This is a genomic window from Streptomyces rubrogriseus, assembly GCF_027947575.1.
Lineage (GTDB): Bacteria > Actinomycetota > Actinomycetes > Streptomycetales > Streptomycetaceae > Streptomyces > Streptomyces rubrogriseus.
Map to the genome: position 1 here is coordinate 6,058,745 of NZ_CP116256.1, position 25,863 is coordinate 6,084,607.

The 25,863-nt window shown below is 73.0% G+C and carries 22 protein-coding genes and 2 pseudogenes; 11 read left to right on the forward strand and 13 right to left on the reverse strand.

All coding sequences use genetic code 11. From position 1 onward, the window contains the following. Positions 1–54 precede the first annotated feature (54 nt). Positions 55–498: an ATP-binding protein gene (locus Sru02f_RS27375; RefSeq protein WP_109029655.1), complete on the reverse strand. Its 444-nt coding sequence runs from the start codon at positions 496–498 to the stop codon at positions 55–57. Between the two features lie 85 nt (positions 499–583). Here Sru02f_RS27375 and Sru02f_RS27380 point away from each other — a divergent pair, with 85 nt between their 5' ends. Both Sru02f_RS27380 and Sru02f_RS27385 read left to right on the forward strand, forming a co-directional pair. Then, complete coding sequence (locus tag Sru02f_RS27380; protein WP_244941741.1) at positions 584–1,402, forward strand: helix-turn-helix domain-containing protein; 819 nt, start codon at positions 584–586, stop codon at positions 1,400–1,402. Continuing rightward, positions 1,399–1,572: a DUF397 domain-containing protein gene (locus Sru02f_RS27385; protein WP_109029657.1), complete on the forward strand. Its 174-nt coding sequence runs from the start codon at positions 1,399–1,401 to the stop codon at positions 1,570–1,572. The genes Sru02f_RS27380 and Sru02f_RS27385 overlap by 4 nt, the downstream gene beginning before the upstream one ends. Here Sru02f_RS27385 and Sru02f_RS27390 read toward each other — a convergent pair. Further along, positions 1,526–3,034, reverse strand: coding sequence for a carboxylesterase/lipase family protein (locus Sru02f_RS27390; protein ID WP_109029658.1), 1,509 nt, complete (start codon positions 3,032–3,034; stop codon positions 1,526–1,528). The genes Sru02f_RS27385 and Sru02f_RS27390 overlap by 47 nt on opposite strands. Before the next feature lie 142 nt (positions 3,035–3,176). Between Sru02f_RS27390 and Sru02f_RS27395 the strand changes: the two genes are divergently transcribed. Then, a complete protein-coding gene (locus tag Sru02f_RS27395) occupies positions 3,177–3,491 on the forward strand; it encodes an STAS domain-containing protein (protein WP_109029659.1) in 315 nt (104 codons plus the stop codon). Positions 3,492–3,504: 13 nt separating this feature from the next. On the opposite strand, the gene Sru02f_RS27400 is transcribed toward Sru02f_RS27395, so the two are convergent. After that, the gene (locus Sru02f_RS27400; RefSeq protein ID WP_109029660.1) at positions 3,505–4,173 is read right to left on the reverse strand and encodes a hypothetical protein; all 669 of its coding nucleotides are present in this window, start codon (positions 4,171–4,173) and stop codon (positions 3,505–3,507) included. A 40-nt stretch (positions 4,174–4,213) separates the two neighbouring features. Beyond that, positions 4,214–5,107 (reverse strand): LysR family transcriptional regulator, encoded by an 894-nt coding sequence (locus tag Sru02f_RS27405; protein ID WP_109029661.1) that lies wholly within the window; start codon positions 5,105–5,107, stop codon positions 4,214–4,216. Positions 5,108–5,180: 73 nt separating this feature from the next. On the opposite strand from Sru02f_RS27405, the gene Sru02f_RS27410 reads away from it, so the two are divergent. Further along, on the forward strand, positions 5,181–6,449 hold the full coding sequence (locus Sru02f_RS27410) for an MFS transporter (RefSeq protein WP_167469319.1): 1,269 nt from the start codon (positions 5,181–5,183) through the stop codon (positions 6,447–6,449). Here Sru02f_RS27410 and Sru02f_RS27415 read toward each other — a convergent pair. Continuing rightward, complete coding sequence (locus Sru02f_RS27415; protein WP_109029662.1) at positions 6,412–6,741, reverse strand: hypothetical protein; 330 nt, start codon at positions 6,739–6,741, stop codon at positions 6,412–6,414. The genes Sru02f_RS27410 and Sru02f_RS27415 overlap by 38 nt on opposite strands. Positions 6,742–6,869: 128 nt before the next feature. Between Sru02f_RS27415 and Sru02f_RS27420 the strand changes: the two genes are divergently transcribed. Next, a complete protein-coding gene (locus tag Sru02f_RS27420) occupies positions 6,870–7,268 on the forward strand; it encodes a VOC family protein (protein ID WP_109029663.1) in 399 nt (132 codons plus the stop codon). Between the two features lie 51 nt (positions 7,269–7,319). On the opposite strand, the pseudogene Sru02f_RS27425 reads toward Sru02f_RS27420, so the two are convergent. The 5 genes and pseudogenes from Sru02f_RS27425 to Sru02f_RS27445 all read right to left on the reverse strand — a co-directional run bounded on the left by Sru02f_RS27425 (position 7,320) and on the right by Sru02f_RS27445 (position 12,618). Then, positions 7,320–8,006 (reverse strand): annotated as a pseudogene (locus Sru02f_RS27425) (helix-turn-helix domain-containing protein). A gap of 10 nt (positions 8,007–8,016) precedes the next feature. Further along, a complete protein-coding gene (locus Sru02f_RS27430) occupies positions 8,017–8,955 on the reverse strand; it encodes an AraC family transcriptional regulator (RefSeq protein WP_167469320.1) in 939 nt (312 codons plus the stop codon). Between the two features lie 57 nt (positions 8,956–9,012). Further along, entirely contained in the window at positions 9,013–9,807 is a 795-nt protein-coding gene (locus Sru02f_RS27435) for a copper homeostasis protein CutC (RefSeq protein ID WP_109029666.1), read from the reverse strand. After that, positions 9,804–11,345, reverse strand: coding sequence for a M81 family metallopeptidase (locus tag Sru02f_RS27440; RefSeq protein WP_109029667.1), 1,542 nt, complete (start codon positions 11,343–11,345; stop codon positions 9,804–9,806). The genes Sru02f_RS27435 and Sru02f_RS27440 overlap by 4 nt, the downstream gene beginning before the upstream one ends. A 49-nt stretch (positions 11,346–11,394) precedes the next feature. Continuing rightward, a complete protein-coding gene (locus Sru02f_RS27445) occupies positions 11,395–12,618 on the reverse strand; it encodes an ROK family protein (protein ID WP_109029668.1) in 1,224 nt (407 codons plus the stop codon). A 209-nt stretch (positions 12,619–12,827) separates the two neighbouring features. On the opposite strand from Sru02f_RS27445, the gene Sru02f_RS27450 reads away from it, so the two are divergent. Genes Sru02f_RS27450 through Sru02f_RS27470 form a run of 5 tightly spaced genes read left to right on the forward strand, consistent with a single transcriptional unit; the run spans position 12,828 to position 19,262 of the window. Continuing rightward, entirely contained in the window at positions 12,828–14,636 is a 1,809-nt protein-coding gene (locus Sru02f_RS27450) for a peptide ABC transporter substrate-binding protein (protein WP_109029669.1), read from the forward strand. Positions 14,637–14,696: 60 nt separating this feature from the next. Beyond that, on the forward strand, positions 14,697–15,656 hold the full coding sequence (locus Sru02f_RS27455; RefSeq protein WP_109029670.1) for an ABC transporter permease: 960 nt from the start codon (positions 14,697–14,699) through the stop codon (positions 15,654–15,656). After that, positions 15,653–16,546: an ABC transporter permease gene (locus Sru02f_RS27460; RefSeq protein ID WP_109029671.1), complete on the forward strand. Its 894-nt coding sequence runs from the start codon at positions 15,653–15,655 to the stop codon at positions 16,544–16,546. Before Sru02f_RS27455 ends, Sru02f_RS27460 begins: the two co-directional genes overlap by 4 nt. Continuing rightward, on the forward strand, positions 16,543–18,309 hold the full coding sequence (locus Sru02f_RS27465) for a dipeptide ABC transporter ATP-binding protein (protein WP_109029672.1): 1,767 nt from the start codon (positions 16,543–16,545) through the stop codon (positions 18,307–18,309). Before Sru02f_RS27460 ends, Sru02f_RS27465 begins: the two co-directional genes overlap by 4 nt. Next, complete coding sequence (locus Sru02f_RS27470; RefSeq protein WP_109029673.1) at positions 18,306–19,262, forward strand: ROK family protein; 957 nt, start codon at positions 18,306–18,308, stop codon at positions 19,260–19,262. The genes Sru02f_RS27465 and Sru02f_RS27470 overlap by 4 nt, the downstream gene beginning before the upstream one ends. 57 nt (positions 19,263–19,319) lie before the next feature. Here Sru02f_RS27470 and Sru02f_RS27475 read toward each other — a convergent pair whose 3' ends face one another. From Sru02f_RS27475 to Sru02f_RS27485, 3 genes are all read right to left on the reverse strand, one after another. Continuing rightward, complete coding sequence (locus Sru02f_RS27475; protein ID WP_109029674.1) at positions 19,320–20,843, reverse strand: trypsin-like serine protease; 1,524 nt, start codon at positions 20,841–20,843, stop codon at positions 19,320–19,322. Between the two features lie 35 nt (positions 20,844–20,878). Further along, positions 20,879–22,489 carry a fusidic acid esterase FusH gene (gene fusH, locus Sru02f_RS27480; RefSeq protein ID WP_280524872.1) on the reverse strand — a complete coding sequence of 537 codons (1,611 nt, stop codon included), beginning with the start codon at positions 22,487–22,489 and terminating at the stop codon, positions 20,879–20,881. Between the two features lie 246 nt (positions 22,490–22,735). After that, entirely contained in the window at positions 22,736–23,884 is a 1,149-nt protein-coding gene (locus Sru02f_RS27485) for a YihY/virulence factor BrkB family protein (RefSeq protein WP_174855000.1), read from the reverse strand. A 100-nt stretch (positions 23,885–23,984) separates the two neighbouring features. Here Sru02f_RS27485 and Sru02f_RS27490 point away from each other — a divergent pair. Further along, positions 23,985–25,629: pseudogene (locus tag Sru02f_RS27490) on the forward strand (acyl-CoA dehydrogenase family protein). The last annotated feature ends 234 nt before the right edge of the window (positions 25,630–25,863 follow it).

Sequence of the window (25,863 nt, forward strand, 5' to 3'; positions counted from 1 at the left end):
TGACGGAGCGTGGAGATCCGGTGAAGGCCCCCGAGGGCAGACGGGTGTGCCCCGTCAGTCCGCAGGGACGCCGCACTCGAACCACACGACCTTGCCGGGCTCCCGCTCCGCCACACCCCACTTGTCCGCCAGCTCCGACACCAGCAGCAGCCCGCGCCCGCCCTCGTCCGGCCCACCGGATTCCAGGGGCACCGCCGGCACACCGTCCCCGCTGTCGTGGACCTCGACACGTACGCCGTCCCCGCGGGGCAGCAGCCACAGCCGCAGCAGGAAGCCCCGGCCGGGCGGTACGCCGTGCAGCAGGGCGTTGGTCGCCAGTTCGCTGACGCACAGCACCACGTCGTCCGCGCGCCCGCGCACGCCCCAGTCCGCGAGCGCCTCCCTCGCGAACGCCCGCGCGGCGGGAACGGACCGACGCTCACGGCGGTAGAGGCGCTCACGTGGGGACGGGGGTGGAGTTTCACTGTTCACGTGACGAGGGTCACGCTCCGTGGTCATGATGGGACAGTGCGCATGGCCGTACAGCCGGTCTGTACGGGTGCGCGTTGGTGAACGTACGCGCACGGGTGGGGAGTTCGACCTCATGGGCACGACGACACGGAGGAACGCCTCCGCGATGAAGATGGTGGGCGCGCTGCTCGCCCTCTACCGGCAGGCGGCGGGACACACCCAACGGTCCCTGGGCGAGCGCTTCGTCATCGGCGAGCAGCAGATCGCCTCGATCGAACAGGGCCGCCGACCGCTGAAGCCGGATCTCGCCGAGCAGCTCGACGAACTCCTCCAGACCAAGGGGGCGTTGTCGACCGCGTTGAGCAAGATGCCGGAGGTGGATCTGGTCCCGTTGTGGGCGGAGGAGTTCCTGGACCGGGAGCGGGAGGCCATTGCCATCTCCGTCTACGACAATCTGGCCGTACCCGGCCAGCTCCAGACGGAGGGGTACGCGCGAGCGGTCTTCCGCAGTCGCGTTCCCGTTTACGAGGAGGACGAGATTGAACTGCGGGTGGCGACCCGCATGGACCGCCAAGAGATCCTGCAGCGCAAAGTGCCGCCCACCACGAGCTTCGTGATCTGGGAGGCCGCCCTGCGGGACCGACTGGGCGGAAGAGAGGTCTACGCAGAACAGATTCAGAAACTGCGCGCACACGCGGAGATGCCGGGAATCACGCTCCAAGTACTGCCGCTCGGACGCACCTCGCATGCCGGACTCGACGGGGCGTTCGTCCTGATGGAAACACCCGAGTACCAGCGGCTCGCCTACATGGAGACACAGCGTGGCAGCCATCTGATCGCCGACCCCGAAGGGGTGGGGATCCTGACCCAGAAGTATGCGATGCTGCGGACGCAGGCCCTCAACACCGAGGAATCAAGGGCCCTGTTGGACCGTCTTCTGGGAGAAGCATGAGCGACACCGCACTCAAGTGGTTCAAGTCAACCTACAGCGGCAGCGAAGGCGGCCAGTGCGTCGAGGTCGCCCAAGAACCCACCGCCGTCCACATCCGCGACTCCAAAGCCCCGCAGGGACACGTCACCGTCGGACCAGACGCCTGGGCCGCGTTCCTCGGGGCCCGGTGACGTCGGCCTTCCACAGGTCGTACTCGGCGTCCAGCGGGCCGTGGGCCGTGTGCGGGGCGCCGTCTCCGAAGACCCGTACGGGATGCGCGGTGTCCCACGTCTCCCACCCGGGGTCGCCGGTCTCCACGAACCGCACCCACGCCCCGTGCATCGCGTCGGCCAGCTCCTGCGGCGCCCCCTCCCCCGCGAGCCTGCGTGCGTCGGGGCCGTCGCCGGAGTCGAAGACGAAGCCCAGCTCCAGGGCGTGGCAGGCGCCGAGGTCGGGCAGGTTGGACGGCCAGGCGAACTCGTAGACGTGCGAGGAGGCGGGACGCGCGTCGGCCACACGGTGCATCGGGATGCGCAGCAGGTGGTCGGTGACCAGCTGGCCCACGGTCTCGGCGGTCCCCGCGTCGGGGCGCAGCGCGCGGTAACCGCGGATCACCTCGTTGCCGCAGTGGCAGCGGGCGCGGGCACCCGCGAGGGCCACCGCGCCGAGCCGGTCGACGCGTTCGACCAGGCCGCCGGGGACCAGCCAGAGCCGGTACTCGTCGCGGGTCCAGCCCAGCATGAGGTCGACGCCGGGTGCCGCGTCGCCGTCGACGAGCGCCTCCAGGGGGTCGCGGGGCAGCACGTCGCCGTCGACGACGAGGCCGAACCCGGGGCCGCCGAGTACGGGGCTGCTGAAGCGCCCCACCTCGGCCTGGGCGCGCAGCAGCTGGTCGCGGTCGGCGGCGGCGAAGGCCTCGGCGGTGGCGGGGATCTTCAGCCGGGAGGCCATGCGGCGGACCATGCGCCGTACCTTGTCGCGGTCGGTGGCCTCGGGCGCGCCGCTCTGGAGCACGGCCCGTCGGAACAGGCCCTGGGCCGCGGGCGCGGCGAGGAGCGCGCCGGTGCTGATGGCGCCCGCGGACTGCCCGGCGACGGTGACCCGGTCGGGGTCGCCGCCGAAGGCCGCGACGGAGTCCCGCACCCACTGGAGGGCGGCGATCTGGTCGCGCAGGCCGGCGTTGGCGGGGGCGTCCGGGAACAGTCCGTAGCCCTCCACACCCAGTCGGTAGTTGATCGACACGCAGACCACGCCGTCCCGGGCGAAGGTGCTGCCGTCGTAGACCGGTACGGCGGAGGATCCCCTGGTCAGCGCGCCGCCGTGCAGCCAGACCAGGACCGGCAGGCGGGCGCCGGGGCCGGGCTCGGGGGTCCAGACGTTGAGGTTGAGGCAGTCGTCGCCGGGGATCACCGGGTCGGACAGGTAGCGGGCGAAGGCCTCGGAGTACGGCGGTTTCGGGGCCGTGGGGCCGAAGGAGCCCGCGTCGCGGACGCCGTCCCAGGGCTCAGGGGGCACGGGCGGGCGGAAGCGGCCCGGTCCGAAGGGGGGCGCCGCGTAGGGGATGCCGCGAAAGACCGCGACACCGTGCTCGTACCTGCCGCGTACCGCGCCGTGAACCGTTCCGACCACGGGGTTCGTCTGGCCTGACCGCATGCGCCCACCAGCCCTTCGCCGCACTCTCGTACCGCTCAAGGCATAGCGCCGCGCGACCGGGGATCTATTCCGGGAGGCCCCTGTCGCCACGGCTGGGGGACAATGGAGACCACGCACGCGATGCGCGACCGAGGAGGCTGCCGTGACGGACGCACCCGTAAGGATCGCCGAGGCCGACGGGCAGCACGCGGTGCTGGCCTTCTCCGGGGACCTGGACGCGCCCGCGCTGGTCGTGCTGGAGGAACTGCTCCTCGACCCGCGGCTGCGGGAGCCGAGGGCCTGGACCCTGGAGATGAGCGGCCTCGACCACATCGACCTGGCCTGCGCCTACGCGCTGCTGCGGACGGTGACCCGCACGCCGGAGCCGGTCGCCCTCACCGTGCGCGGTGCCCGCCCGGCCGTCCACCGGACACTGCGGCAGGCCGGTCTGGACACGGTGGCGGCCTTCACGGCGTAACCGGGCCGCCGGGTCAGCCGCCCACGTCCACGTGGTTGTCGGGGGCCCCGTCGCCGAACGGCGGCAGGTCGCCGCGCTCGACCGGCGTGGCGGGCGCGGGTTCGGCGGAGGGCAGGAGGCGGTCGGTCTCGGCGGCGTCGGGGCGGTGGGCGGCGAGGGCGGCCGCGCGCAGGACGTCGCGCGGTACGGCGTCCGTCTCGGCGGAGACGCGTACGACGTGCCCCTCCTCGGGCAGCGCGTACTCGTGGCGTCCGGCACCGGTGCGGTACCAGGCCTTGCCGTCGCGCTCGCAGGTGGTGTGCTCGCCGGACATGTCGCCGACGGGCTGCTCGGGGCAGGTGCCGGCGGTGATCGTGCCCCGGTCGACGGCGAGCCGCAGCAGCGCGTTGGTCCCGCCGTCGACCCAGGTGGCGGAGAAGCCGTCGTCGCCGAGGACGCCGACGGACTGCTGGGCGAGGGTGAAACCGGGGGCCTCCGTGACGTAGACCAGTTCGGGGGCCACGCCCATCGCCTGGGCTCGGACCCGGAGTTCGCCCGCGCCGGTGTCGGGGGCCGCCGCGGCCGGGGTGGCCGCCGAGGGGGAACCGGGTGCACCGCCCGCGCCGGCCTTCTCGGAACCACACGCGGTGAGCAGCAGCGGGGTCAGCAGCAGCACCGGCAGGACGCGCACGTGACGAATCATGCGGCCATCCTGCCGTACAGGTGTTCCACGGGACGTGCTCTCAGCCGGCCTCGGCCGCGTCCGGCGCGTCAGGGCCGTCTCCGAGGACCCGCTCGGCGATGCCCGGCAGCGATTCGGTCAGGACGGCGGGCCGGGGTGGCCGGGTGAGCAGGGAGAGCGTGACCTGGCCCGGTACCGGGGAGGGCAGGAGCCGGTCTCCCGCCCGGGCCCACCAGCGGGCGGCCAGGAGCGGCACCAGGGCCGGGGTCCGGCGGTGGCGGGCGATGCGTAGCGCGGCCTCGATGGTGGGGCCGGGCCGCGGGGCGGCGCCGAGTGCGGAAAGCCTGGCCCGGACCGCCTCGCCGGACAGGTCGATCGTGGAGTACAGCACGGTCCGGCCCGCCAGCGGCCGCTTCCCCGCGCGCGGGGGAGCCGCCCCCTCGGGCAGGAACAGGACCAGCGGCGAGACTCCGAGGAGGGTGCCCTGCACCCCCCGGGGCAGGTTGGTCTGGTCGGCGATGGTGATGACGGCGGCGTCCAGCAGACCGTCGTGGACCTGCTGGACCAGCGCCGGCCCGTGGTCGATGCCGGGGTGGACGGTCACGCCGGGCAGTTCGGCGTCCAGGGCGGTGAACACGATCGGGGAGAGGGCCTGGATCGTACCCACGGCCAGCGAGGGGGCGTCGGTGGCGGCGAGGACCTGGTCGGGCAGCGCGTCCAGCTCGGCCAGCAGCCGGGCGGCCCGACGAGCCAGTTCCCGTCCGGCCGGGGTGGGCCGGGCGCCCGTGGTATCGCGCTCGAACAGGCGGGTCCCCAGCCGGCGTTCCAGGGCCGACAGGCGGCGGGACGCCGAGGGCTGGGTGGTGAGCAGCTCCTTGGCGGCCGCACCGACCGAGCCGTGGCGGGCGACCGCCTCGGTCAGCGTCAGGTCCTCGACGCTCAGGCGGGGGGTCATGCCCGCAGTGTATGAGCGGGGCGCGTCAAGCGCTCCCTACCTGCCGTGAGGTCGCCCGCGCAGGATCGGGGACATGCGAAGAGGACCTCTGCTGCTGTTGACCGCGATCACGTTCGTGACCTGGATCGGGACCCGTATGACCGCGGTCGCCCTGCCCCTGGTCGCGCTGGCCGAGACCGGCGGGGCCTGGGCCACCGGGCTGGTCGGCGGGACGGCCGGGCTGCCGCTGCTGACGGTGGGCTGGTGGGGCCGGGGGCTGCGTGACCGCCTGACCTCCGGTCGGGCGCTGGCCGGGGTGATGGCCGTGAACGCCGCCGGTCTGGCCGTGGTTCCGGTGGCGGCCCTGGCCGGGCAGATCGGCGCGGTCACGCTGTGCGCCTCCGGCCTGGTGACCGGGGCGGCGGGCGCGCTGCTGGGACCGGCGGAACGGGCGCTGGTGGCCGACCTCGCCGACGGGTACGTGGCCCGGGGCGGCAGGGCGGGACCGGCCCGCTGGCTGGCCTGGCAGGATCTCGCGCACCGGGTGTCGATGATCTTCGCGCCGCCCGCCGGGGCCTGGCTCGTCGTCGCCTGGGGAGTGCGGCCCCTGCTGTGGTGCGAGACCGTCGTCGTCGCGCTGGCGGCCGGGGCGATGCTCGCGGTGCCCGCGGCCCGGCGGCACGAGCGGGCCCCGTCCGACGGGACGACCGCGGGAGTCTCCGCGCTGGACGTCCTGCGGTCCCGCCCCCAGATCGCCGCGGGGGTGCTCATGGCCGGAGTCGGCGGGCTCTGCTGGTTCGGGTTCACTCTGGGCCTGGCCGTGCTCGGCGTCGAGCACGGCCGGCCCGGCGTGCTGATCGCCGCCGGGGTGAGCGGGTACGGAATCGCCTCCGTGATCGCCTCGCTCCTGGTCCCACTGGTCATCGACCGCCTGCCCCGCCCACCGCTGATGGTGTTCTCCTGGGTCGCGCTCGGGGCCGCCTTCGTCCTGTTGCCCCGGGCGGCACCGGATGTGGCGGGCGTCTCGGCGCTGGCAGCCGTGGCCGGGGCGGCCACGCCGTGGGGGATCGCGGCGCTGAACACCCTGATCGGTGAGCAGACCGCCGGGGCCGAACGCAGGGCGGCGTTCACCATGGAGACCGTCCTGCATTCGGGCGGGGCCTCACTGGGCCTGCTGGTCGGTGGCGTGCTCATCGGGTGGGCCGGGGCCGGGCCGGTCCTCGTGGCGACCGGCTGCGCGCAGATCCTGGCCGGGGCGGCCGGGGCGCTGTGGCTGCGCGGGGCGGGGTCGGGCCGGGCGGCCGGGGAGGTCCGGTGCCCGGAGACTAAGGCCGCTGGGCGGCGGCGTCCTTCGTCAGTCTGACGGCCTGGCGCAGGCTGAGGCCGGGGGTTGTCTCGCGCAGGGTCTTGACGGCGCGGACCGAGTCGACGGGGCCCTCGTGACCGGCCGCGGCGAGGCGTTCGTGCACCCAGCGGGCGAGCAGTGCGGCGTCGGGCTCCGCGGCGGACTGCTCGACCAGGGCGGCGGCGCGCTCCAGTCCGGGCCGTTCCTCCGGCGTCGCCTCGGCGAGCGCCTGACGGATGCGGTGGGCGACGACGTCCGTGTCGCGCAGGACGAGGACGTTGAGTTCCGGTGGGGCGAGTCGTCCGAACATGCGGCCATGATCGGCCGTGCACCGGGTCGCGTTCAACGGACTTGAGCAGCTTCTGAGGCGGGCGGTGCCGCGTCCGGGTGTCCGTTTCCTTCAAGACCCGGTGCGCGCGCCCTGTCTACGGTGGCCCCATGACCGCACGATTCAACGCCATCGGCCTCGTCGTCTCCGACATGGCCGCGTCCGTGACCTTCTACCGCCGGCTCGGTTTCGCCTTCCCCGAGGGCGCCGGGAAGGAGCCGCACGCCGAGGCGGAACTGCCGGGCGGGATCCGGCTGTTGCTCGACACCGAGGAGTCCGTCCGGTCCTTCACGCCCGGGTGGGAGCCGCCGGCCGGGGGCGGGCGGCACTCGCTCGCCCTGCTGTGCGACACACCAGACGAGGTGGACGCCTTCTACGCGGAGCTGACGGGTGCCGGGTGCAAGGGCGAGCGCGAGCCCTGGGACGCCCCCTGGGGGCAGCGGTACGCCGTCGTCAACGACCCGGACGGTCACGGCGTCGACCTGTTCGCGCCGCCAGGGGCTGTCTGACAATTCGCGTCGTCGCCCGAAGGGCGGCAGACGGGAATTGTCAGACAGTCCCTAGCCCCCGCGCAGTAGCTCGCCGGGGGTGGCTCCCGCCAACTCCCGTACGTCCCGGGTCAGATGTGCCTGGTCCGCGTAGCCGGTGCGGGCGGCCGTCTCGGCGAGCGGCGTGCCGTCCCGGGCCAGGGCGAGGGCGCGTTGCAGCCGCAGGACGCGGGCCAGCGTCTTGGGGCCGTAGCCGAAGGCCGCCAGGGAGCGGCGGTGCAGGCGCCGGGCTCCGATGCCGAGCGCGTCGGCGGTCGCGGCGACCGGGCGGCCCGCGTCCAGGGCGGCGACGACCCGGGCAAGGAGCGGGTCCGGGGGCCCGGCCTCGCCGGCGCGGGACAGCGCGGCCTCGTCCAGGCCGGTCGCCGGGTCGGGGGCGGCGTTCACCCGAGCGGCCAGCCGCCTCGCGCGGGCGGCCTACCAGAGGTCGGTCAGCTCGACACGCCGGTCGCGCAGGGCGTCGGCGGGGACGCCGAGGAGGGCCGGCGCGGTGCCGGGGTAGAAGCGGACGCCTGCCCAGGCGCCCGCGCCGCCCTCGGTGACGTGGGCCCGCGTGTCGGGGCCAGCGACCAGGAGCCGGCCGTCGTACCAGAGCAGATCCATGCAACCGTCGGGAAGGACCCGCCCGGGGCCGGACCCGGACGGGGTGTTGGTCCACACCACCGCCCCGCTCAGCCGGGACGCCCGCTCCGCGTACACGCCTGCCAGGTTACGCCGGGGCCGGGACCCGGTACTCCTGCGGGCTGACGCCGTACGTCCGTTTGAAGGCGGTGGACAGGGCGAACGCGCTGCCGTAGCCGACCTGGCGGGCGATGGCGCCGAGGGTGTCCGCGCTGTCGCGCAGCCGGTCGGCGGCCAGGGCGAGGCGCCAGCCGGTGAGGTATCCCATGGGCGGTTCGCCGACCAGGTCGGTGAAGCGCCGGGCGAGCGCGGCACGGGAGACCCCGGCCTCGGCGGCGAGGGACGCGACGGTCCAGGGGTGCGCCGGGTCGTCCTGGAGCAGCCGCAGCGCCCGGCCGACGACCGGGTCGCCCAGCGCCCGGTACCAGGCGGGTGCCTCGGCCGAGGGCCGGGCGAACCAGGCCCGCAGCGCGGCGATGACCAGCAGGTCCAGGAGCCGGTCCAGGACGACTTCCTGGCCCGGCTCGTCCCGCGTGACCTCCGCCATCAGCAGCGGGGTGAGGGGGTTGTCCCACGCCTCGCCGGTGAGGGACAGCAGCGGGGGCAGCGCGTCGAGGAGGCGGCCGCCGATCTCGCCCCGGACCAGGTAGGTGCCGATGAGGAGGACCGCCTCGCCGTCGGCGCGGTCGCCCCAGGTGCGCACGCCGAGGTCCATCGAGCCGTTGAGGGGCCGTCCGTCGGGGTAGCTGCACGCGCCGCCCGGCAGGATCACCGCCTGCGGGGCGGTGCCGGGGTCGTCGGCGCAGACGTACGGGTCGGGGCCGCGCGCGATGGCCAGGTCCCCGGCCCGCAGCCGCAGCCGCTCCCCCGTGTCCGGCACGATCCAGGCACCGCCGCGGACCATGAGCATCACGGTCAGCGGCGCCCGGTCCTCGACGCGCACGGCCCACGGCGGGTCGAAACAGGCGCGGATCATGAAGGCCCCGCGGGCCCGGGGGCCTTCCAGCAGTCCGGCGAGTGCGTCCACGGTGCCAGTGTCCCGGTCGGGTCCGCGGGACGTCACCGAGGGGTGCCCCGGACCTCCTCACTCCGTCGCGACGGCCGCGTCGAGCGCTCTCCTGGCCGCCGCGACGACCGTGCCGTCGGTGACGAAGTGGGTGTCGTCCTCGGCGGAGGTGCCGCCCGCGCCGAGCGGCACCCAGCCGGCCGCGCGCCGGGGGGTCGCCCGGGACTTGGCGGACAGGTGCACCGAGCGGGCGCCCGCCGCGAGCAGACCGGCGATGTCGCCGGTCCTGACTCCGCCCCCGGCGGCCACGTCGAGCCCGGGGTTCGCCGCGGCCATCGCGGCCAGTACGGCGCTCCCCTCGATCGCGGTGGGCGCGCCGCCGGAGGTGAGGACGCGGGTGATGCCGAGCCCCGGCAGCGCCGCGACGGCGGCCACCGGGTCGCTCGCCTGGTCCACCGCCCGGTGGAGCGTCACCTGTGCGGCGGGGGCGGTGTCCCGCGCGGCGCCGGCGAGCGCGGCGAGGGCGTCCGTGTCGAGGGCGCCGTCCGGGGTCAGTGCTCCGACGACGACGCCGCCGGCGCCCGCGCGCAGGGCGGTGCGCACCTCCGCGGTCATCAGGGCGACCTCCTCGGCGTCGTACACGAAGTCGCCGGGGCGGCAGCGGACGAGGACGTGGACGGGCGGCCCGGACTCGACGGCCGCCTCGACCGTCGCGGTCGAGGGGGTCAGGCCGCCCAGTTCGAGTGCGGTGCACAGTTCGACGCGGTCCGCCCCGTTCTCACGGGCGGTGCGGGCGCCGGCCGGGGAGACGACCGCGATCTCCAGCGCTGCGGCCACCGGGGCGGCGGCCTCCGGGGCAGGTCCGGCGCTCATTCGTCGGCCCCGGTCAGCGGCTGGTCGGCGGCCGGGATCAGGCGGGCGGACAGGTCCGGGTCCGCCATGGCGGGGTCGAAGGGGAACATGGGCCGGCGGATGCGGCGGTGGCCGAGGCGTACGAGGTCCTGGTCGACGCCGCCCGGGGTGAGCGCCATCTTCCAGTCGGCGGCCATGGCGAACAGCTCGGGTTCCAGGTAGCCGATCTTCACGACGACGATGTCGGCGCCGCGCGGGTCGAGGTCCAGGTCGGTGAAGTCGTGCTCGTGGTGGTAGGGCTTGCGCAGCTCGGTGAGGATCACGTAGGCGCTGCCGACGCGTATCACCACCTCGGTGCGGGCGTCGCGGTCGCCGAGCCGGACGGCGTGCACGACTCCGGTGAGGGTGACGGGTCCGGCGTGCCGGTCGTCGACCTCGGCGCCCGCCGTCACCGTCACCGTCGCCCCGACGCCCGCGGCGGCGGCCTGCCGGACGGCCTCGGGGCCGGGCACCGAGGCGTACAGGACGGTCGGCCCGTCCTCCTTCTGGAACTCGGGGCGGGCGAGCAGGCGGGCCAGGCCCCAGGTCACGTCGCCGGCGCCGCCCGCGGTCGGGTTGTCGCCGGTGTCGCTGACGTAGTACGGGCGCCGCTCGCCGGCCAGGGCCTCGTCCAGGATGTCGTCGAAGGTGCCGGTGGGGGCGACGAAGTCGAAGTCGTGGCGGGCCTCCCAGAAGCCGCGGGCCAGCTTCTCGGCGCCCGCGGAGACCGCCTGCTCGTCGTGGCCGGTGACGACGACCGCGGCCCGGTTGCGGGGTTCGTCGGCCCAGGCGTAGCCGACCCAGATCGCCGCGTCGAGCACGCCCTCGTGGGCCTCGACCTCGGGAACGGCCCCGTACACGCTCTTCGCGGGCTCGATCCGGGTGGAGGTCTGCTCACCGGCCAGCAGGACGGGCACCGGCACCCATGCCTTCAGCGGACGGGGGGCGCCCGAGGCGAGGTGGGTCAGCAGGTTGCGGACGGCGCGCTCCTTGGTCTCCATGTGGTCCTCGTGCGGGGCCATCCGGTAGCAGGTGATCAGGTCGCTGCGGTGGACGAGGGCGCGGGAGACGTTGCCGTGCAGGTCCATGGAGGTGGAGACGGTCACGTCGTCGCCGACGACGGAGCGCACCTTCTCCAGCAGCAGGGCCTCGGCGTCGTCGAGGCCCTCGACGGTCATGGCGCCGTGGATGTCGAACCAGAGGCCGTCCAGCGGGGGCAGGGCGGCGAGCCGGGTGAGGAGTTCCCGGGTGAGTTCCTCCCAGGCCGCGGCGGTGACGGTGCCGCCGGGCAGCGACTTGCCGACCAGGGCGCCGTGCCAGTCGGCCGCCTCGCGCAGTTCCTCGCCGACGGCGAGGAAGGGGTAGCGGTCCAGCACCTCCTGGCCGCGGGAGGGGTGGAAGGCTGGCGCCTGGGTGCGGGCGGGCGAGAAGGTGGACGACTCGATGCCGAGGCCGGCGATGGCGATGACCGGGCGGCGGGAGGCGGCGGGGGCCGAGGTGGGGGTGCTGGGGTGGGACATGGCTCCTCGTTCGTGCGGGTGGCGCGGGTGGGCGTTGCTTCGGGGCGTCTCAGGAGGTGGTGGGGCTCTGGAACCGGTCCGGGTCCAGCTGCGCCCCGCCGACCTGGCGCAGGGCCTGCCCCAGCGCCCGCTGGAGGGCGAACAGTCCGGCGCCGACCAGACCGGCGTCGCGGCCGAGGACGGCTCGTTCGATGGCGAGGTGTTCGGTGACCAGCGGGTGGCAGCTCTCGTAGAGCTGGCTGCGGACGGCGGCGACGAACGGCTCGACGGTGGAGAGGATGCCGCCCAGGTAGACGGCGTCCGGGTTGAAGAAGTTGACGTTCGCGGCGAGCACCTGGCCGAGGTAGTCCCCGGCCCTGCGCACCGCCCGGTTGGCCTCCGGGTGCGCGTCGGTGGCCAGCCGCACCACGTCCTCGGCGCTGGTGACGTCCACGCCCTCGTCCCGCAGCACCCGCACCAGGGCGGCGCCCGAGGCGACCGTCTCCAGGCAGTCGGTGTTGCCGCAGGAGCAGGGCACGTGGTCGCCGCGGGCGATGCGGATGTGGGTGATCTCCCCGGCCGCGCCCGTGCCGCCGCGGTAGAGCCGGCCGTCGACGAGGGCGGCGGCGCCGATCGCGGTGCCGGTCTTCACCATGATCACCTGCTGGTGGCGTCCCTTGCGGGCGATGTGCTCGCCGACGGCCATGCAGTTGGCGTCGTTGTCGGCGACGGCGGGTACCGCGAAGCGCTCCCGGAGCCAGGACTCGACGGGGAAGCGGTTCCAGCCCGGCATCCGGGAGGGTTGTACGACGCTGCCCGTCGCGGTGTCCACCGGACCGGGCAGGGAGAGACCGACACCGCGCAGTCGCCCCCGGCCGTGGTGTTCGACCAGCTCCTCCAGGGTGGCGGCGAGCCGGGAGAGGGCCGCCTGCGGGCCGTCGGCGATCACCAGCGGCACGGTGGAGACGTCGCGCAGCTCGCCCCCGGGCAGGACCACGCCGACCCGGGCGTGGCTGCCGCCCAGGTCGGCGGCGACGGCGAACTCGTCCTGGCCGCCGAGTCTGAGCACCTTGCGCGGGCGTCCGCCGGTGGAGGACTGGGTCCCCTCCTCGGCGACGAGGCCGTGCTCGACCAGCTGGGCCACGGCCACCGAGACGCTGGAGGCCGCGGCGCCGAGCAGCTCGGCGAGCTGGGCCCGGGAGGTCGCCCGGCCGGAGGCGATGAGTTCGAGGGCCCGCGCCGCCAGTGCCGAGGTGCCTGCCGCCCTCCGGCCGGGCGTACTTATTTCATTCATGTACGTGCTTACTTCCCCATCGTCGGTCCGATGCAGACAGTACGCCTGAAACGGCGTCCCGTGAATGGCGGTCAGTGCAGTAATTCCCGGCCATGACAGGGTCCGGACTTTTTTCAGAAACGGAGATACTTAGTTGTTACTCAACTTTGTTTGTGCATGCACCGAGTCAGGCGTTAGCTACCTCCAGGCCACTCACCTGGAGGAGATACATGTCCCCTGCTCGCACAGCGCCACGCCGACGCCGGGCGCTCGTCGTCGGCGCATGCGCGGCCGTGGGCGTGCTGCTCAGCGGCTGCACGGGCGGCGTGTCCGCCCCCTCCGGCTCCAAGAACGAGATCAACTACGCCCTCCCGGCGAACTTCACCCCGAACTGGATCGTGCCGATCGGGACGCCGGGGCACCTCAACACGAACAACGCCTCCATATCCCAGGTGCTGTGGGAGCCCCTGATCGCCTACGACGGCTCCACCGGCGAGATCGGCTGGAACAAGGACAACTCGCTGGCGACGGACGCGAAGTTCGCCGCGGACGACAAGAGCGTCACCATCACCCTCGGCGACCGTCACTGGAGCGACGGTGAGCCGGTCACCTCACGGGACGTCGAGTTCTGGTTCAACCTGGTCAGGGAGAACAAGAAGGCGTGGGCCAGCTACAGCCCGGGCAAGGCCCCGGACGTCTGGTCGTCCTTCAGGACCATCGACGACCGGCACTTCACGCTCGACTTCGACCGCGCCTACAACCAGCAGTGGATGCTCGCCAACGAGCTGAGCATGATCCGCGTGATGCCGCAGCACGCGTGGGACAAGACCAGCGACTCCGGAACCGTCTCCGACCTCGACCGCACCCCGGCCGGCGCCGAGAAGGTGTGGACGTACCTGATCGACGCCGGGAAGAAGATCTCCCACTACGCGAGCGACCCGCTGTGGAAGACGGTCAGCGGCCCGTACCGGATCAAGTCCTTCTCCACCTCCGGCCGGGTCGAGCTCGTCGAGAACGAGAAGTACGACGGCGGGGGCGCGGCCCACGTCGAGCAGATCAACCTGCTGTCCTTCACCACCGTGGCCGCCGAGGAGAACGCGCTGCGGGCGGGCACGGTCGACTACGGCTACATCAGGGCCTCCGACCTCGGGATCAAGAAGTCCTTCACGGACCTCGGCTACCACGTCGAGCGGTGGTCCGGCTGGGCCGTCACCTACATGCCGTACAACTTCAACAACCCCGAGATGGGCGCGGTCTTCCGGCAGCTGTACGCACGGCAGGCCATCCAGATGTCCGTCGACCAGAAGACGCTGTCCAAGGTGCTCTACAACGGCACCGCCGTACCCACCTACGGTCCCGTCCCGCAGGGGCAGCCGTCCGCCTTCCTCTCGGACGAGCAGAAGGCGGAGCCGTACCCGTTCTCCAACTCCGCGGCGCGCAAGCTGCTGACGGACCACGGCTGGACCATGAAGGACGGCACGATGGTGTGCACCTCACCGGGCGCGGGCGGGGGGCAGTGCGGCGAGGGCGTCGAGAAGGGCACCGAGTTCAGGATGCGGGTGCTCTCCCAGTCCGGCTCGACGGAGACGGACAACATGATGAGCGCCCTGCAGTCCTCCTTCGAGGAGACCGGCATCGACTTCGACATCAAGACCGCACCGGTCAACTCGGTCCTCTCGCAGACCGGACAGTGCAAGGAGGACGACCCCGCCTGCAAGTGGCAGCTCTCCTTCTTCGGCAGCGCGGGCAGCTGGTACTTCCCCGCCTACCCCAGCGGTGACGCGCTCTTCGCGAGCGGCGGCGGCTCCAACTTCGGCAGCTACTCCAACCCCGAGGTGGACCGGCTGATCGACCGCACCACCACCTCCTCGTCCCTGGACGCCATGCCCGACTACAGCAAGGCGCTGGCCGAGGAACTGCCCGTGATCTGGCTTCCCGAGCCCGACTACCAGGTCTCCGTGATCAGGGACGGTCTCGGCGGATTCGCCCAGGACTCCCTCGCCAACTTCCATCCCGCCATGTGGGCGTGGACCGAGTGAGCCCGCACCCCGCCCCCTCACCCGCAGCCGTCCCGTCCCCACCCAGTCACCCGGAAACCCATGAGCACATACTCCTTCCTGATCAGGCGGGTCCTGCAGGCCCTGGCGGTGGTCCTCCTCGTGACCGTCGTGGTGTTCTGCCTGCTGCACGCCCTGCCCGGGGGACCCGCCCGCGGCATCCTCGGCCCCCAGGCCACCGCCTCGCAGATCGCCGCCTTCAACCACGAGCAGGGGCTCGACAAGCCGCTGCCGGTTCAGTACGTCTACTACCTGAACCAGCTGGTCCACGGCGATCTCGGCATGTCCTACACCCTCAACGAACCCGTCTCCCAGCTGATCACCGAGCGGCTGCCGAAGACCCTGCTGCTGACCGTGCTCTCGGCGGTCGTCGGCCTGCTGGTCGCGGTCCCGCTCGGCGTGTGGCAGGCCGTCCGCCGCAACAAGCCGGTCGACTACGTCATCACCACGCTCAGCTTCATCGCCTACTCCACCCCCGTGTACTTCCTCGGACTGATCCTGGTCCTCGTCTTCAGCCAGGTCCTGCCCTGGTTCCCGGCCCAGGCACCCCAGGGCAACAGCGTCGCCGACGTCCTCTCGCAGCCCCAGGGGCTGGTGCTGCCGGTGGTGGCCGGCGCGGCCACGATGGTCGCCGTCTTCAGCCGCTACATGCGCTCGGCCACGCTGGAGAACCTCACCGAGGACTACGTGCGCACGGCGCGGGCCGGCGGCACCCGTCCCCGGGCCATCCTGACGCGGCACGTCTTCCGCAACTCGCTGACCCCCGTGGTGGCCATGCTCGGCTACTACATACCGGTCCTCTTCGGCGGCGCGCTGGTGGTGGAGCAGCTCTTCAACTACCCCGGCATGGGCCTGCTGTTCTGGACCGCCGCCCAGTCCTCCGACTATCCCGTGCTGCTGGGCTGCGTCCTGGTCATCTCGGTCGCCACCGTGACCGGCACCCTCCTGGCCGACGTCCTGCAACGCGTCATCGACCCCCGAGTGAAGGCAGGTCGGTCATGAGCTCCCTCACCTCCCTTGACGGGCTCGCCGCCAAGCCCGAGCGCGCCGCCTCCGGCACCCGGCTCGCGGTCCGCCGCTTCCTGCGCAACCGCCTCGCCGTGGTCGGGCTCGGGGTCGTGGTCTTCTTCGTGCTGTTCTGCTTCGTGGGTCCGCTGCTCTACACCACCGACCAGACGCACACGCTGCTCCAGCAGGTCAACCAGTCGCCCAGCGGAGCCCACTGGCTCGGCACCGACGCGGTCGGCCACGACGAACTGGGCCGGTTGATGTACGGCGGCAAGGTGTCCCTGATCGTCGGTCTGTCGGCCGGTGTCCTGGCCACGGTCATCGGCACCCTGTGGGGGGCCGCGGCCGGCTACGCGGGCGGCTGGATCGACGCGGTCATGATGCGGGTGGTGGACGCGGGCATCGCCATCCCCGCCCTGTTCATCCTGCTGGTGGTCTCCGCGATCACCACCCCCGACCTGACCGGCCTGGTCCTCATCCTCGGTCTCATCTCCTGGCTCGTGCCCTCGCGCCTGGTGCGGGCGGAGACGCTGACACTGAAGAACCGGGACTTCGTCCTCACCCTGCGCGCGATCGGCGGCACCCACGCGCGCGCCATCATCCGGCACATCCTGCCGAACTCGGTGTCGACCGTCATCGTGGCGGCCACCTTCCAGATCGCCGACGCGATCCTCCTGGTGGCCTACGTCTCCTACCTCGGTCTGGGCGTCCAGCCCCCGTCCACGGACTGGGGCGGCATGCTCTCGTCCGGCATGACCGCGGCCTACTCGGGCTACTGGTGGCTGATCGTGCCGCCCGGCCTCGCCATCATCCTGGTGGTGTGGGCGTTCAACGCGATCGGAGACGGACTCCGGGACGCATTCGACGTGAGGGGGCGGGCATGAGCGCCGTTCGACCACCGGCCGCTCCCGCCACCGGCGGGCACATCCTCGAACTCGACGACCTGGGCGTCGTCTTCACCACGGAGACCGGCACGGTGCAGGCCGTGCGCGGCGTGTCCCTGAGCGTCGCGCCCGGCGAGACGCTCGCCCTGGTCGGCGAGTCGGGCTCGGGCAAGTCCACCGTCGCGCTGGCCGCCATGGGCCTGCTCGCCGGCAACGCCCGGGCCACCGGAACGGCCGTCGTCGACGGCACCGACATCGTCGGCGCCGACGAGGAACAGCTGTCGGGGCTGCGCGGCTCGACCGTCTCCATGGTGTTCCAGGAACCGGCCACCGCGCTCGACCCGCTCACCCGGGTCGGCAAGCAGATCGCCGAGGTGATCCGCAACCACCGGCGGATCTCCGCGGCGGACGCCGCCGCGCGCGCCGTCGAACTGCTGCGCCGCGTCGGCATCCCCGAGCCCGAGCAGCGGGCCCGCTCCTACCCGTTCCAGCTCTCCGGCGGCCAGCGCCAGCGCGTCGTCATCGCCATGGCCATCGCCAACGAACCGGCGTTGCTGATCGCCGACGAGCCCACCACCGCGCTCGACGTGACCGTGCAGGCCGAGATCCTCGACCTGCTGCGGCGGCTCGCCGCGGAGACCGGCACGGGTGTCCTGCTGGTCACCCACAACATGGGCGTCGTCGCGGACTTCGCGGACCGGGTCGCGGTGATGTACCAGGGCGCCATCGTGGAGACCGGGCCCGTCGAGGACGTGCTGCTGCGTCCGACGCACGACTACACCAGGCGCCTGCTGTCCGCCGTACCGCGCCTGTCCGTTGCCGAGTCCGGTGCGCCCGGTCAGTCCGGTGCGCCCGGTGCGTCGGGTACGTCGGGTGCGTCCGGTGAGCGACGGGCGGACGAGCCGGGTGCCGCGCCCGGCGGAGAGCCCGCGGTGGAGCTCAGGGACGTCTCGGTGGTCTTCGGCCGCGGGAAGCAGGCGGTGCACGCCCTCAAGGGCGTCTCCTTCGCCGTCCACCCCGGGGAGACCCTCGGCCTGGTGGGAGAGTCGGGCTCCGGCAAGTCCACCGCCTCCCGGGTGGCGCTCGGCCTGATCACGCCCACGGCCGGGTCCGTCACCCTCTTCGGCGCCGACCTGGCCGCCACCCGCGCGCGGGCCCGGCGTGCGCTGCGGGCCGGCATCGGCGTCGTCCTCCAGGATCCGGTCGCCTCGCTCGACGCCCGTATGACGGTCGGCGAGTGTGTCGCGGAGCCGCTGCGGATCCACCGCCGGAAGCTGTCCGGCAGGGAGCGGGAGTCCCTGGTCGCCGACGTGCTGGACCGGGTCCGGCTGCCGCGCGAGGTGGCCCGGCGCGCGCCGCGCGAGCTCTCCGGCGGCCAGCGCCAGCGCGTGAGCCTCGCGCGCGCCCTGGTCCTCGAACCCCGCCTGCTGGTGGCGGACGAACCCACCAGCGCCCTGGACGTGAGCGTGCAGCAGGCGGTCCTCGAAGTGATCGGCGAACTGCAGGAGGAGCTGGGCTTCGCCTGCCTCTTCGTCTCCCACGACCTGGCCGTCGTGCAGCAGTTCGCCCGCCGGGTGGTCGTGATGCGGGCGGGGCGGGCCGAGGAGCAGGGCCTGACGTCGGCCACCCTGCTGCACCCGGAGACCGACTACACCCGACGTCTGCTGGCCGCGGTGCCCGTGCCCGACCCCGTGGTGCAGCGCGGCCGCCGGGCCGAGCGGCTGGCGACCCTCGCCGCCGGGCGGACGGAGGAGCAGGGGTGAGCGGTCCCGACGCCCCGGTCTTCGCCGGGGTCGACATCGGCGGCACCACCACCCAGGTGGTGCTCTGCGACGAGGAACTGAAGGTGCTCGACCGCGCGGACACGGCCACTCCGGCCCGTACCGGCGGCCGGGCGATGATCGCCGCGACACTCGACGCGCTCGCCGTCGTGCGGGCGCGCACCCCCGGCCGGCTGGCCGCCGTGGGGGTGGGCGCGGCCGGAGTGGTCGACGCGGCCGGCGGTCACATCCTGGTGGCCAGCGACTCCTTCACCGACTGGGCCGGTTTCCCGGTGACCGCGGCCCTGCGCACCGCACTGGGCGTACCGGCCTTCCTCGACAACGACGTCAACGCGTTCCTGCGCGGCGAGATCGCGTGCGGTGCGGCGGCGGACGAGGAGGACGTCCTCGGCATGACCCTGGGCACCGGCGTCGGCGGGGCGTTGTGGACGGGGGGCGAGCTGCGCACCGGAGCGCACGGTGCGGCCGGCGAGATCGGCCACGTCCCCGGCTTCGGCGACCTGCCGTGCACCTGCGGCGGCCGCGGCCACCTGGAGACGCTGGCCTCGGCCCGTTCGCTGCGGGCCCGCTACGGCGAGCGCACCGGGCGGGAGCTGACGGCCCGCGAGGTGGCCGAGGCGGCCCGGGACGGGGACGCCGACGCCCACGCCGTGTTCGCGGCGGCGGGCGCCGGTATCGCCCGCGCGATCGTGATGACCGCCGGCCTCGTCGACATCGGCACGGTCGTGATCGGAGGAGGGGTCAGCGGCGCCTGGACGCTGCTGGAACCGCTGATCCGGGGTCCGCTCGCCGCCGAACCGCCGATCAGCGGCCACCCCGTCAAGCTGCTGCGGGCGGCCCTGGGAACCGACGCCGTGCCGCTGGGCGCGGCGGCCCGGGCACGCCACGAGCTGACCGCCCGCTGGGCCCCGGGCCGCTGGGCCCCGGGCCGCTGAGCCGGACGAGGGCCGGAGCTCCGGAGGCCCGGAGCTCCGGCGGGCCGGGCGGAGGGCCTACTGCGCGGGGCGCATGGCCACGCCCTTGTTGAGCGTGCCGGTGCCGGTCCCGGTGTACAGGAGCAGCGTGCCCTGACCGCCGACGGCGGCGATGTCTCCCTTGCCGTCACCGTTGAAGTCGCCGCCGACGATGCGCTTCATGGGGGTCCAGGTGTTGTCCGGCCACAGCTTGCGGGCGAGGTCGAGGCCCCCCGCGGAATTGCCCGCGTACCAGTTCAGGCTGCCGTCGTCCCGCACCGCGGCCAGGTCGTCGCGGCCGTCGGCGTTGATGTCGGTGGTGCCGGTGAGGCGGGTTGTGCCCCAGGTGGCGTCCGGCCACATCTTGACCTTGTCGCCGGTCAGCACGCCGTCGGCGCCGGTGTAGTAGCCGTAGAGGTTGCCGTTGCCCCACTGGGCGATCAGACCGTCACGGCCGTCGAAGGTGAACCGGGAGACCTGCTCGATGGTCTTCCAGGACGTGTCGTGCCACATGGGCTTGCTCTTGTTGAGCATGCCGGTGGGGGTGCCCGTGTACAGGTTGAGGGTGCCGTCGCTTCGCACCGCGGCGATGTCTGCGTTGCCGTCGTCGTCGAAGTCACCGCCGATGATCTGCACCATCGGGCCCCAGGTGTTGTCGTTCCACAGTTCGCGCCCGTACTCCAGCGTCCCGTCGGGCTTGGTGTAGAAGGCGTGCAGGGATCCGTCGTCCAGGACGGCGGCGATGTCGGTGCGGCCGTCGGCGTTGAAGTCCGCGGAGGCCACCAGGTCGCTCAGGTTGCCGGTGCCGAGATCGCGGTTGACGGTCTGTCGCACGAAGTCGACGTCGTTCGCCGCGGCGACGGCTTCCGTACTGGTCGAGTCCGACCCGAAGCAGCCGCCCTGCATCGAGCGGCTGTTGACGCCCACCAGCTGGAGGGCACCGTCCTTGTTCCGGAGCAGCGGGCCGCCGGCGTCACCGGCGCACACGGCGTCGCCGTCCTGGCCGGTGACGTTGACCGCGTCGGCGGTGACCGAGGTGACCGTGAAGGCGCCCTGGTGACGCTGGACGGGCACCCATTCGTCCTTCGTGCGTCCGAAGCCGACGGCCGTGAGTGGTGCGCCGGGGTCCGGTGCGCCGGCCGCGAGGGGCACCGGGGCGATGTCGGGGACGGCCTTGTCGAGCCGGGCGAGAACCATGTCCCGGTTCGGGTGCGGGACGAGTTCGACCACCTCGCGCACATAGCCGTTGGCGACGCCGGAGTCGGCACGGCCCACGGTGGCCCGGGTGAGCCGCTCGGGCTTTCCGGCCGGGACGGCGACCGACCGGGCGGGGTCGTCCGCGAAGCAGCTCGCCGCGGTGAGCACCCACTGCGCGTCCACCAGGGCGCCCGAGCACGCGCGGTAGTCGGTGCCTATGGTCAGCCGGACGGCGAAGTCCAGTTTCGCTTCGGTGGCCGGGGCGCCGGCGGTGGCGTGAGCCGGGACGGAGCTGGACGCCAGGGCGCCGGCCAGCAGGGCGGCGGACAGGGCGGTGAGCCGGGCGGGGCGCGGCATGGCAAACATGGGAGTCCTCATTCGGGAGTGTGCGGGAAGGAAGGTCAGAGCGTGATCATGAACTTGCCCTGGTCCCAGTAGGTGCCGTGGTTGGTGCGGAGGGCGATCTTCCCGTCCTTGGTGTGGACGAGCAGGTCGGCCTTGCCGTCACCGGTGGCGTCGCCGAACTCGAGGGACCCGAGGTCGCTGCCGTCGACGAAGCGGCCCCAGCCGCCGGACCAGTGCGTGCCCTGGTCCCAGTAGGTGCCGTGGTTGAAGCGCACCTCGACGTTGCCGTCGTTCGTGTGGACGATCATGTCCGCCTTGCGGTCGCCGTCCACATCGGCGAAGTAGAGCCGGCCCAGGTCCTTCCAGGTCACGAAGCGGCCCCAGCCGCCGGACCAGTGCGTGCCCTGGTCCCAGTAGGTGCCGTGGTTGAAGCGCACCTCGACGTTGCCGTCGTTCGTGTGGACGATCATGTCCGCCTTGCCGTCGCCGTCGACGTCGGCGAAGTAGAGCCGGCCCAGGTCGCTGCCGTCGATGAAGCGGCCCCAGCCGCCGGACCAGTGCGTGCCCTGGTCCCAGTAGGTGCCGTGGTTGAAGCGCACCTCGATGTTGCCGTCGTTGGTGTGGACGATCATGTCGGCCTTGCGGTCGCCGTTGACGTCGGCGAAGTAGAGCCGGCCCAGGTCCTTCCAGGTCACGAAGAGGCCCCAGCCGCCGGACATGACCCGGCCGGGGGCGAAGCTGTCGCCCAGGTTGCGGTGGACGACGACGTCGCCGTTCGAGCGGAGGACGACGAGGTCGGCCTTGCCGTCGCCGTCGACGTCGGCCGAGTGGGTCCGGTCGCGGTTGCGGACGTCCTTCACCCAGTCCGCCAGGCCGTCGGTCCTGGAGTCCACCGCGCCGGTCCGGGTCTCCGTCTCGCCGAAGCACCCGCCCTGCCAGGACCGGCTGTGCACGGCGGCCAGCTCGACGTCACCACCCGTGCCGCGCAGGGCCGGGCCGCCGGTGTCGCCCTTGCACACGGACACCCCGTCCTGACCGGTCAGCTCCACGGTGGTGTCGGTGACGGAGTCCACCCGGAACTCACCGGTGTGCAACAGGTCCGGGACCCACTCCGTCCGGGTCCGTCCGAACCCGGCACCGAGCAGGGTCTCGGCCGCCACGGGGGCGTCCGCGGCAAGTCGCACGGGCTCGATGGTGGTGACGGGCTCGGCGAGCCGGACCATGGCCACGTCCCGGTCGTCGCGCGGAACGACCTCGACTATGCCGAGGGTCTTGCCGCCCAGGGTCGCCGTCGACTTCAGCGCGGGCTTGCCGGACTTGACCTCGCCGCCCGGCGTGGCGGCGAAACAGCTGGTGGCGGTCAGCAGCCACTGCTGGTGCACCAGAGCGGCGGAGCAGCCGCGGAGGGTGTCGCCCTCGCCGATGTGCAGCCGGGCGGTGAAGGCGTGGTCGGTCGCGGCCGCGGGCTCGCCGGAAATCGCCTGCGCGGCCGGCCCCGCGGTGAGCAGGGCGGCGGCGGCCGTCAGGACCATGCCGCCGGCCAGGGCCCCGCGAGCCTGCCGCGTGCGGATTCCTTTGTTGAGCAACGTACTTCCCTTCTTCGGAATCGTCGTGGCCACTGAAGGGCCTTCCGAATTGGCAATGGAAATACCTGACACGTGACGCATCGTACACAAGCCGCCCCGAACAGCTACACAGCAAAGTCACCGACAGCCCAGGATTTCTTCACGGAAAACTTGCGTGGTATGTGAATGAAATGCAGCACTACCCCTGGAAGCGGACACAACGCCCAAGGAGTGGATCACTGCCACATAGAGTGTGATCTTGCTCGTCGAATTTCCGGAAGCCGCATTCTTCCGCCATCGAGAAATTGCCCTCGAATGAAGCGGCGTGTATTTCGTTTTTCCTTGCCCTCAGGAAGCGTCGTCGCCGTTGTCGTGGTTGTGGGTGTGGTTCGCGGGGGGCGCGCTCTTCGGGTGGGTGCGCAGCCGGGCCGTGACGTCCTCGGGGGGCAGGAAGCGGGACCAGCGCTCGGGGAACTCGGAGGGCATGTCGGGGTCGCCCTCGCCGTTCGCGGTCGTACGGGCCACGTACTCGGCGACCTGGGCCTGGCGCAGTCGCTCGTTGGCCTCGCGGGCGGCGGCGGTCGCGGCGGCCGGCCACACCCGGTCGATGGCCGCGTTGACCGCAGCGCCGACGAGCACCGCGAACGCGGACACCCCGATCCACAGCAGCACGGCGACGGGCGCGGCGAGGGAGCCGTAGATGGTGGGGCCCTCGACGGTGCTGGTGAGGTAGATGCGCAGCAGGAAGCTGCCCAGCACCCACATGGCGAGGGCGACCAGCGCGCCGGGGACGTCCTCGATCCAGGGCGAGCGCACCGGTACCGACACGTGGTACAGCGTGGTCAGGAAGGCCACGGAGAGGATGATGACGACCGGCCAGTACAGCACCTGCACGACCGTCGTCGACCAGGGCACGACCCGCACCACGGCGTCCGGTCCGGCCACCATCAGCGGCAGCGCGATCGACCCGATCAGCAGGGCCACGATGAAGAGGAGGAAGGCCATCAGGCGGGTCCTGACGATGCCCCGGACGCCGTCGAGGCCGTACATCACGGTGATGGTGTCGATGAAGACGTTCACCGCGCGGGATCCGGACCACAGGGCGAAGAGGAAGCCGATGGAGATGACGTCGGGCCGGCCGCCCTTCATCACGTCGTCCAGGATCGGCTCGGTGATCTGCCGGACGCCCTTCTCGGAGAGCACCGCGCGGGAGGCGTCCAGGATGTTGTCACGCAGGCTCTCGGTGGTGTCGGCGCCGATCCAGGAGTCGACGTAGCCGAGCAGTCCGAGGAGGCTCAGCAGCAGGGGCGGCACCGAGAGCAGGGTGAAGAAGGCGGCCTCGGCGGCCAGGCCGAGGATGCGGTACTCCATGCACGAGTTGACCGTGTCCTTCAGCAGCAGCCAGGCGGTCCTGCGTTTGGAGACGTTCCGGTACAGGACCCGGGCACGGTGGAGCCGGCCCGAGGGCCGTTCGGGAGAGTCACTTGCTGGCTGCACGCCCTAAAGGTATCCGGCGCGGAGGGCGGCACTCGTCCGCGGACGCCCGGTGATCGCGTACCGCCCCGTCGCGGTCCCCCGGCACGGTAGGTTCACGTCCATGGCAGGCAGCACCCACACCGTGACGAATCAGGCGCCGCCGCTGACCGGCTACGACGTCTTCACCTCCGACCGCGCCCTGACGGAGGCGGTCGGGCGGCAGCTGGCGGCGGAAGCGCGCGAGGAGGCGCTCGCCGAGCTGTCGGGGCTCGGCCGGAGCTGCGGGTCGTGGCAGACCCAGGAGTGGGGCGCGCAGGCCAACGCGCACCCGCCGGTGCTGCGCACCCACGACCGATACGGCCACCGCGTCGACGAGGTCGACTTCCACCCGGCCTGGCACCGGCTGCTCGGCAAGGGCGTCTCGGCGGGCCTGACCGACGCCTGGTCCCGGCCGGGCGGGCACGTGCGGCGCGCGGCGGCGTTCCTGATGTGGACCCAGGTGGAGGCGGGCAACTGCTGTCCGCTGTCGATGACCCACGCGGCGGTGCCGGCCCTGCGCGCCGACCCGGCACTGGCCGCCGAGTGGGAGCCCCGGCTGACCTCCCGGGTCTACGACCGGGAGCTGCGGCCCGCTCACCTGAAGGCCGGGGTGCTGTTCGGGATGGGCATGACGGAGAAGCAGGGCGGCAGCGACGTACGGGCGAACCGCACGGCGGCGCGGCCGCTTTCCGAGGACGGGACCTACGAGCTGACCGGGCACAAGTGGTTCTGCTCGGCGCCGATGTCGGACGGCTTCCTGGTGCTGGCCCGGGCCCCCGGCGGGCTGACCTGCTTCCTGGTGCCGCGCGTGCTGGCGGACGGCACCCGCAACGTGTTCCTGATCCAGCGGCTCAAGGACAAGCTGGGCAACCGGTCCAACGCCTCGGCCGAGGTCGAGTTCGCCGGGACCTGGGCGCGCCGGGTGGGCACGGAGGGGCGCGGGGTGCCCACGATCATCGACATGGTGGCGGCGACCCGGCTGGACTGCGTGCTGGGCTCGGCGGGCCTGATGCGCCAGGCGGTGGCGCAGGCGGTGCACCACTGCGCGTACCGGGAGGCGTTCGGCGCCAAGCTGGCCGACCAGCCGCTGATGCGCAACGTCCTCGCGGACCTGGCGATCGAGTCGGAGGCGGCCACGACGCTCGGGCTGCGGCTCGCGGCGGCCTGCGACGCCGCCGCCGGAGGCGACGAGCGGGAGCGGGCGCTGCTGCGGCTCGCGGTGCCGGCGGCCAAGTACTGGGTGACCAAGCGGTGCGCGCCGGTGGTGGTGGAGGCGGCCGAGTGCCTGGGCGGCAACGGGTACGTCGAGGAGTCGGGCCTGCCCCGGCTGGTGCGCGAGTCGCCGCTGAACTCGGTCTGGGAGGGCGCCGGGAACGTGCAGGCGCTGGACGTGCTGCGGGCGCTGGGCCGGGAACCGGCGGCGCTGGACGCCTACCTGACGGAGGTGGGCGCGGCGCGCGGGGCCCGATCACCGGCTGGACGCGGCGATCCGCGGGCTGCTGACGGAGCTGGCCGACCTGGCGGCCGCCGAGGGACGGGCCCGGCTGCTGGCGGAACGGCTGGCACTGGTGCTGCAGGGCGCGCTGCTGGTGCGGTACGCGCCGCCGGAGGTCGCCGACGCGTTCTGCGCCTCGCGGCTGGGCGGCGACGGGGGCGCGGCGTTCGGCACGCTGCCGCCGACCCTGGACCTGGCGGCGGTGGTGGAGCGGGCGCGGCCCGTGGTCTGATTCCGGCCGCGTGGCGCGGGGGTGGTGCTGCGCCGACACGGCACCACCCCCGCCACACGGGCCCGTTCAGGCCGCGTACGCCGCTCGGGACGGCGTGGTTCAAGTCTGGCCACCCGCGAAGCGGTCCACCAGGGTTGCAGGGGGTTGCAACTTGCGGTCGGCTGTGTGCGGACTGTGCCCGCGGGGCATGGGCAACCGGTCGGTATGAGACGAACATTCGACATTCGGAAGGAC

What these genes read in the sequence shown, in the direction of transcription:
- Sru02f_RS27375 (WP_109029655.1), bottom strand. Translation starts at nt 498, where the DNA reads ATGACCACGGAGCGTGACCCTCGTCACGTGAACAGTGAAACTCCACCC.
- Sru02f_RS27380 (WP_244941741.1), top strand. Translation starts at nt 584, where the DNA reads ATGGGCACGACGACACGGAGGAACGCCTCCGCGATGAAGATGGTGGGC.
- Sru02f_RS27385 (WP_109029657.1), top strand. Translation starts at nt 1,399, where the DNA reads ATGAGCGACACCGCACTCAAGTGGTTCAAGTCAACCTACAGCGGCAGC.
- Sru02f_RS27390 (WP_109029658.1), bottom strand. Translation starts at nt 3,034, where the DNA reads ATGCGGTCAGGCCAGACGAACCCCGTGGTCGGAACGGTTCACGGCGCG.
- Sru02f_RS27400 (WP_109029660.1), bottom strand. Translation starts at nt 4,173, where the DNA reads ATGATTCGTCACGTGCGCGTCCTGCCGGTGCTGCTGCTGACCCCGCTG.
- Sru02f_RS27405 (WP_109029661.1), bottom strand. Translation starts at nt 5,107, where the DNA reads ATGACCCCCCGCCTGAGCGTCGAGGACCTGACGCTGACCGAGGCGGTC.
- Sru02f_RS27410 (WP_167469319.1), top strand. Translation starts at nt 5,181, where the DNA reads ATGCGAAGAGGACCTCTGCTGCTGTTGACCGCGATCACGTTCGTGACC.
- Sru02f_RS27415 (WP_109029662.1), bottom strand. Translation starts at nt 6,741, where the DNA reads ATGTTCGGACGACTCGCCCCACCGGAACTCAACGTCCTCGTCCTGCGC.
- Sru02f_RS27420 (WP_109029663.1), top strand. Translation starts at nt 6,870, where the DNA reads ATGACCGCACGATTCAACGCCATCGGCCTCGTCGTCTCCGACATGGCC.
- Sru02f_RS27435 (WP_109029666.1), bottom strand. Translation starts at nt 9,807, where the DNA reads ATGAGCGCCGGACCTGCCCCGGAGGCCGCCGCCCCGGTGGCCGCAGCG.
- Sru02f_RS27440 (WP_109029667.1), bottom strand. Translation starts at nt 11,345, where the DNA reads ATGTCCCACCCCAGCACCCCCACCTCGGCCCCCGCCGCCTCCCGCCGC.
- Sru02f_RS27445 (WP_109029668.1), bottom strand. Translation starts at nt 12,618, where the DNA reads ATGAATGAAATAAGTACGCCCGGCCGGAGGGCGGCAGGCACCTCGGCA.
- Sru02f_RS27450 (WP_109029669.1), top strand. Translation starts at nt 12,828, where the DNA reads ATGTCCCCTGCTCGCACAGCGCCACGCCGACGCCGGGCGCTCGTCGTC.
- Sru02f_RS27455 (WP_109029670.1), top strand. Translation starts at nt 14,697, where the DNA reads ATGAGCACATACTCCTTCCTGATCAGGCGGGTCCTGCAGGCCCTGGCG.
- Sru02f_RS27460 (WP_109029671.1), top strand. Translation starts at nt 15,653, where the DNA reads ATGAGCTCCCTCACCTCCCTTGACGGGCTCGCCGCCAAGCCCGAGCGC.
- Sru02f_RS27465 (WP_109029672.1), top strand. Translation starts at nt 16,543, where the DNA reads ATGAGCGCCGTTCGACCACCGGCCGCTCCCGCCACCGGCGGGCACATC.
- Sru02f_RS27475 (WP_109029674.1), bottom strand. Translation starts at nt 20,843, where the DNA reads ATGTTTGCCATGCCGCGCCCCGCCCGGCTCACCGCCCTGTCCGCCGCC.
- fusH (WP_280524872.1), bottom strand. Translation starts at nt 22,489, where the DNA reads ATGCGTCACGTGTCAGGTATTTCCATTGCCAATTCGGAAGGCCCTTCA.